Source organism: Rhizobium redzepovicii (genome assembly GCF_019793435.1).
Classification (GTDB): domain Bacteria; phylum Pseudomonadota; class Alphaproteobacteria; order Rhizobiales; family Rhizobiaceae; genus Rhizobium; species Rhizobium redzepovicii.
In genome coordinates this window covers 376,075-385,203 of the sequence record NZ_JAILYH010000004.1, presented here as the reverse complement: position 1 = coordinate 385,203, position 9,129 = coordinate 376,075, and the positions used below count along the sequence as shown (strand labels likewise).

Genomic DNA, 9,129 nt, shown 5'->3' with positions numbered 1-9,129 from the left:
CGATCCCGCCGGTGATGATGTTGTCCAAGGCATTGCCCGTGCCGACGAAGTTGACACTGCCGGTGAAGGTCAGCCGCTCGACATTGGCGTAGCCCGCGATGCTCAACGTCCCCTGCGCCGTCTGCACTGTGTCGTCGCCCTCGCCCGCCGCTTCGACGACGGAGACGCCCTGAACGCCGAGGATGTAGACGTCGTTTCCAGCCCCGCCCTGCAGCACATGTCCTGGCACCGCCGAGACCAGCGTGTCACCATAGGCCGAGCCGATCGCCTTCTCGATGTTAACATAGGTGTCGCCGGCAGCATCGCCGCCGCTGCCCGTATTGGTCCAAAAGTCGACGTTCACCGCAGCCGCCGAGGTCGAGTAGTCAACCGTGTCGACACCGGCGCCACCATCCAATCGGTCCGCCCCTGCGCCGCCGATGAGGATGTCGTTGCCTCCGAGGCCGGAGATCTGATCATCTCCGCTAGTGCCATTCAAAGTATCGTTACCTGCCGTTCCCGTAATGACTGCCATTTTAGCCCCCTGTCGATTCAAATGTGGAAAAGAAATGATGTTGGTCGTCCCGAGACACGTGCTCGACGTGGTCGCTGATTGGCTTCAGGAAATAAGGGAGGACCATTCGATCCGTCCTGCGAATGAAAACCTGCGTGGACCGGTAAGAGCTTGAGATCGCGAGCTTTTGCCGTTCGTCTTGAGATATCGTCTGAAATCACAGCAAAGGCGTGTTTTGTCAGCGCACCATCAACCACTGCAGCCATGCGTAGCATCACGTGCGAGCGAATGACCTCCATCAAGAGTCCTGTTGCGAGGAGGATTGGGGCGATCAGGGCCGGAACGCTCTTGCTCAGCATCGCCTGATCGCAGACCTCGACCATGAAAATCGGTTTGGTGAGCTCCAACTATTGATTAGGCGTGAAAAGAGAAACACGCCACCTGAAGCGGCAAGGCAACTCCGATACTCCTGAGGCTGTTTCCTACCCAGCACCTGCATCCTTCTCGCCGCTATAACTCCCCATGAGATCGTTAGGATGACAGAAATTCAGGTGCAACTTTTAATTTAAAATCTTGACATAAGGCGGAACTCATGCCCGCTATAGTGTTAAACCTCGGATGTAAGTATCTATAAAATATCTATTTTTGATTGAATTCAATCTCTTAAGGTAACATTCGAATTCAATGAAAAAGAAATTCGAATAGCTGCAAATCGAGTCATCTCCGAGAAATTATTCCACAACATTTCAGAGCACGAGCCGCGGCCTCAGAAAGCGCCAACGAACGACGCATAGGAATTGCGACGACAAGGCGGACGGAGCTACTTCTCTCCCGTCTTCGGAGCTATTTGAAAATGATCGAGGTCGGAATAATGCCGAGCGCAACGGCGAGATAGCCGGCATGACGCGGCCCGCGCGCATCGAGTTTTTCCGTGACGGAATTCAAGACAGCTCGCACGGCGGTGCCCGAAACCGAACGCATATCGCCAATCTGTTTGACTTCGTGGCCGGCGACGTAAAGCGCCAGATAATCGGTTTCCTTGGCGGTCAATGCGGAAATGCGAGAAGCCTGCGCTGCGGGTTTTGTCTCGATCTCAGCCGTCCTGACCTGAATGGCTTTGCCGATCTGAATGAGCGATGGCAGAGTACGGCCCTTGAACGTCGCCCAATCGTCCCCCTCGAGATTTGATGTGACGCTGAACAGCGCCCGCCCGGCCTGGGCATCGACAAGAGGTATGGAGACGCCATTATTGCCGACGCCATGGCGCTCGGCTTCCGCGAAGAAGGACGCGGTTTCCTTCGACACAGACTTCAAGTGGCTCCAGTCTAACGGTTGAGATGCTTTGCGTGCGGCGATCTCGATGGGGTCGGTGCGAACGTAATTTTTCGACTGATAGAGTTTCTTCCACCTGTCGGAATAGGTCTCTGCAACGAGCCGTTCATTGGTCACCCGGCCCGGAATGAAAAGAGCTTGATAGGCAAGATTGGCAGCCCCGACCAATGCTCGCAGTTGGTGGACAATTGCTGAGAGATGGCCAATTTCATGGAGGTTGCGGATGCAGTGGAATGCTTCCTGCAGGATACGCTGATCGACAGACATTTTCTTCCGAAATCAATATTTCTAATCAGCAGCAGGCCGAAGCGGCCCGCATGCTTTTGATATACATTTATTACACGCGGATTTTACAGTTTGGGTTGTATTTATCCAGTCTGCATTATTGCGATGCAGAATTGACAATTGTCAGGCGACACTGCGGAGGGAATCTTAAGCATTCGGACAGCTGTCCATCCAGCACGGCTAAACGAACGTGAGAGTTCCCCCGGCTGTGCCGGGGTGGCAGTAACAGTTTGACATTTGCTGGAGCCCACCGCGACTTTTCCTTTGTGAGCCGCCAAGCACACGAAAGGTCAAGTCACGATGGACGAGTTTGAAAGTTTAAGCCACAGCAGATGGGAGTGCAAATATCACGTCGTTTTCATCCCGAAATACCGTCGCAAGACGCTTTACGGCGAGTTGCGGCAGCACCTTGGCGAGATATTCCGGAAACTGGCTGAACAGCGTGAAAGCCGTGTGGAGGAAGGGCATTTGATGCCGACCATGTGCATATGATGCTGTCGATCCCGCCAAAATACGCGGTCAGTCAGGTTGTTGGATACATGAAGGGCAAGAGCGCCATCCACCTTGCGCGGGTTTACGGTGAGAGAAAGCGCGGCTTTACCGGGCAGCACTTTTGGGCGCGTGGGTACTTCGTGTCTACCGTCGGTCGTGATGAGGAGACGATCCGCGATTATATCCGCAACCAAGAGAAGGAAGACCACAGGCTTGAGCAATTGAACCTGTGGCGTTGAACGGCCACCTTCAGGTGGCGCATTGAAACCGGGGCCGCGTCAGCGTCCCCATCCAGCCGCTTTGAGCGGCTCACATCTTAAAGCCCCCGGCTTTGCCGGGGGATACTTACTCGTGAGATCCTCATGCACCATGACGCATTCATCATGCGTCACTCGTGCCGCAGCGCCTCGATCGGGTTCAGCTGTGCTGCCCGTCTCGCCGGGAAATAGCCGAAGATCATGCCGATTGCGGCGGAGAAGAGGAAGGCGACGGCGACCATCAGGGGGCTGAAGACGAAGGGGACCTTCATCAGGGTCACCGCGCCGAAGCCGAGGCTCAAGCCGAGCACGATGCCGGTGATGCCGCCGAAGAGCGAGAGCGCCACCGCCTCGACCAGGAACTGGGTGAGCACCTGGTTTTCGAGTGCGCCGATCGCCAGGCGAATGCCGATCTCGCGGGTTCGCTCTGTGACAGAAACCAGCATGATGTTCATGATGCCGATGCCGCCGACGAGCAGGCTGATCGCGGCAACCGCGCCGAGCAGGCCGGTCAGCAGCGTCGTCGTGCCGGTCATCGCCTCGGCGATCTGGGTCATGTCGTTGACGTTGAAATCATCCTGCCGGCCGGGGATGATCTTGCGGCGCTCGCGCAGCAGATCTTCGACATCGGACTGCACCTTGGCGGTGGAGACCCCGTCGCGGGCCGAGATGATGATCTGCGGCACATTGCTGTTGCCGCTGATGCGCCGCTGGAACACCTTGACCGGCATGATGACGACATCGTCCTGATCGGTCCCCATGCCGGACTGGCCACGCTTGGCGAGCACGCCGATGACGGGGCACGAAACCTTGCCGACGCGGATCTGCTGGCCGATCGGGTCGGCGGCGCCGAAGAGCTGCGAGCGCACAGTCTCGCCGATGATGCAGCGGGACTGGCCCCGCTCCTCGGCGGGGGTGAAATTGCGGCCGAGCGCCAGGTTCCAGTCCTGCGCGACGAAATAGTCGTTGGTGGTGCCGGAAACGCTGGTCGAATGGTTCTGGCCACCTGATATCACCGTCGCTGTCGACTGGTTGAGCGGCGCGACCGCCCTCAAGCCGCTGATCTGGTCGCGGATGGCGGCGACGTCCTTGACGCTGAAGCGCTTGGCTTCCGAGCTCGCCCGGCCGGGACCGAACTGGCCGGGGCGGACGAAGAGCATGTTGGTGCCGAGCCGCGACAATTCCGTCGAGACCTGCGCGGTCGTGCCATTGCCGATCGTCACCAGCGCGATGACGGCGGCAACGCCGATGACGACGCCGAGCACGGTCAGGAAGGAACGCAGCATGTTGCGGCTGATGGCGCGCAATGCCAGTTTCAGCGTCTCAAAGAACATGATCCGCCCTCCTCCGGTGCTCGACTTCCGTCTCCAGCTTGCCGTCGACGAAACGCAGCAGCCGCTGGGCATAGGCGGCGATATCGGGCTCATGGGTGACCATGACGATGGTGATGCCCTGCTCGCGGTTCAGCCGCGTCATCAGATCCATGATCTCGACGCTGGTCCTGGTGTCGAGATTGCCTGTGGGCTCATCGGCGAGGAGCAGCGCCGGCTCGGTAACGATGGCGCGAGCGATAGCGACTCGCTGCTGCTGGCCGCCTGACAGTTCCTGTGTCTTGTGATGTTCGCGCCCGGTGAGACCGACCAGCGCCAGGGCTTCGCGGGCCCGCTCGCGCCGCTCGCGCACCGCCATGCCGCGATAGATCAACGGCAGTTCGACATTTTCGACGGCCGAGGTGCGCGACAGGAGGTTGAAGCCCTGGAAGACGAAGCCGAGCATGTGGCGGCGCAGCAGCGTCAGCTGGCTGCGGTCGAAGCCGCTGGTCGGAATGCCTTCGAAGATGTAGTCGCCGGCGCTCGGCACGTCGAGGCAGCCGAGAATATTCATCGCCGTCGACTTGCCGGAGCCAGACGGCCCCATGATCGCGACGAATTCATGGGCGTTGATCGCCAGGTCGACGCGGTCGAGCGCGCGGATCGCCGCCTCGCCCTCGCCGTAGATTTTCGAGACCTGCCTGAATTCGATGAGCGGCGGGCTTGCCATCCGTCTCTCCGCCTAGTTCGCACGCGTCGTGGCGTCGGTCACCAAGGCGTCGTTTTCCTTGATTTCGCCGGAGACGACCTGGGTGAACTGGCCGTCGGAGGAGCCGACCTGGATGACAACAGGTGCGGGCCGGCCGTCGCGCAGCACCCAGACGCGCCGCTCGGCGCCCGTCAATGCCTGACCTGAATTGCCGCCGCGCTGGCGCGGCGGGCCGAAGATGCCGAAAATGCCGCGGCCGCGCCTTTCCGCCTGCGCCGGGGCGTAGCGCAGCGCAGCGTTCGGCACCATCAGCGTTTCCTTGACGGCTTCCACGGTAATGTCGGCCGTCGCCGTCATGCCAGGGCGCAGCAGCAGATCGGCATTGTCGACCGAGAGCACCGCCTTATAGGTCACGACATTGTTGACCACTTCGGAGGCGAAGCGGATCTGCTCGATCTCGGCCGGAAAGCTGCGGTCGGGATAGGCGTCGACCGTAAACTTCGCCTTCTGGCCGACGGCGATCTGGCCGACATCGGCCTCATCGACATCGACCTGCAGCTCCATCTTCTTGAGGTCGCCGGCGATGGTGAACAGGATCGGCGCCGAAAGCGAGGCTGCGACCGTGGCACCCGGATTGACGGCGCGGGTGAGGATCACGCCGTCGATCGGCGAGACGATCTTGGCCTTGGCAAGATTGACCTCGGCAAGCTGCAGGTCGGCCTCCGAGGCGAGCACCTCGGCTTCGTTGATCTGTTTGGCGGCGACGGCGGAATCATATTTGTAAGTGGCGTCGTCGAGGCTCTGCTGGGTGGAGACGTTGCTCTTGACCAGGCTCTTCAGCCGCTCGAGCGAGGTGCTTGCGGATTCCAGATCGGCATTGGCCTTGGCGACGTTCGCCTTGGCAGAATTCAGCTTGGCGCGCGAACTCTTCACATCCGCCTCCAACTTGTTGGTATCGAGAAGCGCCAGCACGTCACCCGCTTTGATCGTGCTGTTGTAATCGACATTGACGTCGCGGACCGTGCCGGAAAGCTCGCTCGATATATCCACCTGCTCGGTCGGCTGCACCGAGCCGGTGGCGGTGACGAGCACCGTCAGATCGCCGCGTTTTGCCGGCTGAGTGGCATAGCTCACTTCTCTTTGCCCGCGGCCCATATAGAAATAGGCGGCGCCGGCTACGGCAGCGACGAGGATCAGCAAGATGAGCAGGCGTCCACGCCAGCGGCTGCGCTTGCCCTGACGTCCCGATGCGGCAAGCACCGCTGCGAGATCGGACGCGCCGCTTGTCTGTGGCCCGGTCTTCTTGCCGGTTCCTGTGTCGTTCATGTCATCCTCGATCAGTCATTGGCCGTCTCGGCCCTTGCAGCGAAATAAGCATAGCGCAGATGAACCGGGCATTAGCGTTGCCGCCGAAGTGGCACGGAATTGCGGATGGGGGAAATGAAATATTGGTAAGAAAAGTCAAGTTTTGGCGCGGAAGCGCTCGTCAGTCGGCATCGCCGGCGGATTGCCCCGCGCCCGGCAGCGGATTCAGCCAAGGTTCGCGCCGCGTGATCCAGATTTCATGATCCGGCGCGAGGTCAGTCGGTGGGCTGTCGAGCGAACCGAGACGGAGTTCCGCCGCCTCCTCCCGCAGGCAGAAAAGCCTGCTGCCGCAGGCGGGGCAGAAGCTGCGGCCGGCAAACGTGGCGATCTCGCCGCTATGGGCAAAAGCCCGGCGCGGCCAGACCGCGAAGAAGACGAAGGCCGAGCCGCTCGATTTGCGGCAATCGGCGCAGTGGCAAAGGCCGACGCGAAGCGGCTCGCCTTCGACGCGATAGCCGACTGCCCCGCACAGGCAGCTTCCCGTCCGGATCCGCATGGCGGCCGTCAGGCGTCGAGACTGGTGGGCAGTCCCGGCGGGCGGCGCTTGGCCGCCATCAGCAGATCGAGTTCGGTGGCGGATGGGCCAAACTTGTCGTAGAGGCGTTTTGCCTCCTTGTCATCCAACCGGTATTTCCTGGCAAATTCGCCGATACTGTAGGGGCGGCCACGCAACACTCTTCGCGCCGGGGTCGCCGTATTCGGTGCGTCGGTCATGGGTTTCTCCTTTCATTCCATGCCCTTTAAGTTAGAGCGATGGGGTCGATTGGAAAGAGCCGACGAGCTGGAGCGGGCTTCCGGCGTAGATCGATCGGGCTGATCGCGGAACCTTCCTGCCGCCAGACGCATTGTCGAATCGAGGTTGCGGGCCGCGCCAAGCGGACGCGGCGGCGCCGGAGAACATCGGGATTTTTCCGCTTTCTCCCGATGGCCAACGAAACGGCAGGCGAGCTCCCTACCCGCCCGGTCCGCTTCCTCATTCCTCATTTCGAGACGATCACGAAATATTAAAATGTGGAACGCATGCGCTGGAGCGAGGTTTTTCTTTCGAGGTCGACGTGGCCTCGTTCAAACCCAAGGAGAACCGAATGGCAAACCAAGGTGGAACGCATGAACAGCACGTCAAAGCCGGGCAGCAGAGTCACAAGAACGACGCCAATGCCCGCAGCTCCTCTTCAGGTGGCCGCGACGCGCAGTCCAGCGGATCCCGCGGCGGCAGCCATGAACAGCATGTAAAAGCTGGTCAACAGAGCCACAAGAATAGCCACTAAAGCTGTCTTGATGTGAAAATTCGGCCCGCGCCTCCATTCCGGCGCGGGCTTTTTCTTTTAATCCGTGCCACTTGGTTTGCACCACGCGCTTCGGAGCAGAATGTCAGCAGATCAGGACGTTACGCCCTATAGTGTTCGCGGGGCCGTCTTGAACATCGATCAATACTTCGGTAGCATTGAAACTGAAATTCAATACGTGCGGGAAAAATGACTAAAATTAACCTCAACGCGCCTCAGATTGACTTACTCTTTCAATCCTTTTCTGGGCCGCCTTGGTATTTGCTATCTCGTCGTGCCTGGTTTTATTAATTTATTTTATATTATTCTATAGCGAAAGCGATTTCCGCCTTCTGTATGTATTCCTAATCCTCGCTGCTCCATCGTCGCTACTCGCATGCATTTATTTCGCGGTCGGGCTGTGGTTGCGGAAAAGAATCTCCGATTAGCCGTCTTGGCGGCGGAGAGACCAAGCTCAAATGAAGACTTCCCTGTCAACATCAATCACAGCTCAAAACCCCGGACGTCCCTGAGCGTCTCAGGACAGACGCCTTCCGTCCTCGCCGAAGAGGTGCAGCACGGCGGGATCGAGATGCAGCGGCAAGCTGTCGCCCGATTTCATCCGTCGCTGGCCGGCAAAGACGGCGATAAGCTTCTTTCCACATGCGTCGGCGTGGACGACGGTCTCCGAGCCCAGTTCCTCGACGAGGAGGATGCGGGTGTCCAGCTTGCGCGCGTCAGTCCCATCGGCAAGGGTGATGTGCTGCGGGCGGATGCCGATGCTGACCCTCTTGCCGATTAGGCGCGTTTCCTCAGCAATAACGGAAAGGCGATGCCCGCCGACGGTTTCGACCTCGGTGAGATTGCCGTCATGGCCGATAATTGCGCCCTCCAGGAAATTCATGTGCGGGGCGCCGATGAAGCCGGCGACGAAGCGGTTGGCCGGCTTGTTGTAGAGCTCCAGCGGCGTTCCCACCTGTTCGATCCGGCCACCTCTGAGCACGACGATGCGGTTTGCAAGCGTCATCGCCTCGACCTGATCGTGGGTGACATAGATCATCGTCGCCTTCAGCCGCGCATGCAGGGCGGCGAGTTCGGCGCGCATGCTGACCCTGAGCTCGGCGTCGAGATTGGAGAGCGGCTCGTCGAGCAGGAAGGCATCAGGCCGGCGGACGATGGCGCGGCCGATTGCGACGCGCTGGCGCTGGCCGCCGGAAAGCTGGCCCGGGCGGCGCTGCAGGAAGGGCTCGATCTCCAGCATGCGGGCGGCGTCAGCGATGCGCGCTTCGATCTCGGCCTTGGCCACCTTGGTATTCTCGAGACCGAAGGCAAGGTTTTCCCTGACGCTCATATGCGGATAAAGCGCATAGGATTGGAAGACCATGGCGAGGCCGCGGTCGGCGGCGCCGATCTCGGTGACATCCGTGCCGTCGATAGCGATGCTGCCGCCTGTTGGCTTATCGAGGCCGGCGATGAGGCGCAGCAGCGTCGATTTTCCGCAACCGGAGGGGCCGACGAAGGCGACGAACTCGCCGTCCTTGACCTCAAGCGAGACATCGCGGATGACCTCGACGGAGCCGAAATTCTTGACGATGTTTCTGAGCTCGAGCCCGCTCATGCA

General features: G+C 59.9%; 10 protein-coding genes and 1 pseudogene. 2 read left to right on the top strand and 9 right to left on the bottom strand.

Annotated features, from left to right (window positions below):
- The 3 genes from K6N12_RS34640 to K6N12_RS08985 all read right to left on the bottom strand — a co-directional run.
- A partial coding sequence (locus tag K6N12_RS34640; protein ID WP_425517710.1) for a calcium-binding protein occupies positions 1–514 on the bottom strand: 514 nt, incomplete at its 3' end.
- Between the two features lie 17 nt (positions 515–531).
- On the bottom strand, positions 532–900 hold the full coding sequence (locus K6N12_RS08990) for a 6TM ABC transporter family protein (RefSeq protein WP_131710887.1): 369 nt from the start codon (positions 898–900) through the stop codon (positions 532–534).
- Positions 901–1,336: 436 nt separating this feature from the next.
- Complete coding sequence (locus tag K6N12_RS08985) at positions 1,337–2,092, bottom strand: autoinducer binding domain-containing protein (RefSeq protein WP_097625447.1); 756 nt, start codon at positions 2,090–2,092, stop codon at positions 1,337–1,339.
- Positions 2,093–2,410: 318 nt separating this feature from the next.
- Between K6N12_RS08985 and tnpA the strand changes: the two are divergent.
- Positions 2,411–2,841, top strand: a pseudogene (tnpA, locus tag K6N12_RS08980) (IS200/IS605 family transposase).
- A gap of 149 nt (positions 2,842–2,990) precedes the next feature.
- Here tnpA and K6N12_RS08975 read toward each other — a convergent pair.
- The 5 genes from K6N12_RS08975 to K6N12_RS08955 form a co-directional block, all read right to left on the bottom strand.
- Positions 2,991–4,193: an ABC transporter permease gene (locus K6N12_RS08975; protein ID WP_097625446.1), complete on the bottom strand. Its 1,203-nt coding sequence runs from the start codon at positions 4,191–4,193 to the stop codon at positions 2,991–2,993.
- Positions 4,183–4,899, bottom strand: a complete 717-nt coding sequence (locus K6N12_RS08970) for an ABC transporter ATP-binding protein (RefSeq protein WP_097625445.1) — start codon at positions 4,897–4,899, stop codon at positions 4,183–4,185. Before K6N12_RS08970 ends, K6N12_RS08975 begins: the two co-directional genes overlap by 11 nt.
- A gap of 12 nt (positions 4,900–4,911) precedes the next feature.
- A complete protein-coding gene (locus K6N12_RS08965; protein WP_097625444.1) occupies positions 4,912–6,204 on the bottom strand; it encodes an efflux RND transporter periplasmic adaptor subunit in 1,293 nt (430 codons plus the stop codon).
- A 160-nt stretch (positions 6,205–6,364) separates the two neighbouring features.
- Positions 6,365–6,739, bottom strand: a complete 375-nt coding sequence (locus K6N12_RS08960; RefSeq protein WP_097625443.1) for a GFA family protein — start codon at positions 6,737–6,739, stop codon at positions 6,365–6,367.
- Positions 6,740–6,747: 8 nt separating this feature from the next.
- Positions 6,748–6,957 (bottom strand): hypothetical protein, encoded by a 210-nt coding sequence (locus K6N12_RS08955; RefSeq protein ID WP_003586528.1) that lies wholly within the window; start codon positions 6,955–6,957, stop codon positions 6,748–6,750.
- A 371-nt stretch (positions 6,958–7,328) separates the two neighbouring features.
- Here K6N12_RS08955 and K6N12_RS08950 point away from each other — a divergent pair, with 371 nt between their 5' ends.
- A complete protein-coding gene (locus K6N12_RS08950; protein ID WP_071086825.1) occupies positions 7,329–7,511 on the top strand; it encodes a hypothetical protein in 183 nt (60 codons plus the stop codon).
- Positions 7,512–8,046: 535 nt separating this feature from the next.
- Here the strand turns inward: K6N12_RS08950 and K6N12_RS08945 are convergent.
- Positions 8,047–9,126 carry an ABC transporter ATP-binding protein gene (locus tag K6N12_RS08945; protein ID WP_097625442.1) on the bottom strand — a complete coding sequence of 360 codons (1,080 nt, stop codon included), beginning with the start codon at positions 9,124–9,126 and terminating at the stop codon, positions 8,047–8,049.
- Positions 9,127–9,129 lie beyond the last annotated feature (3 nt).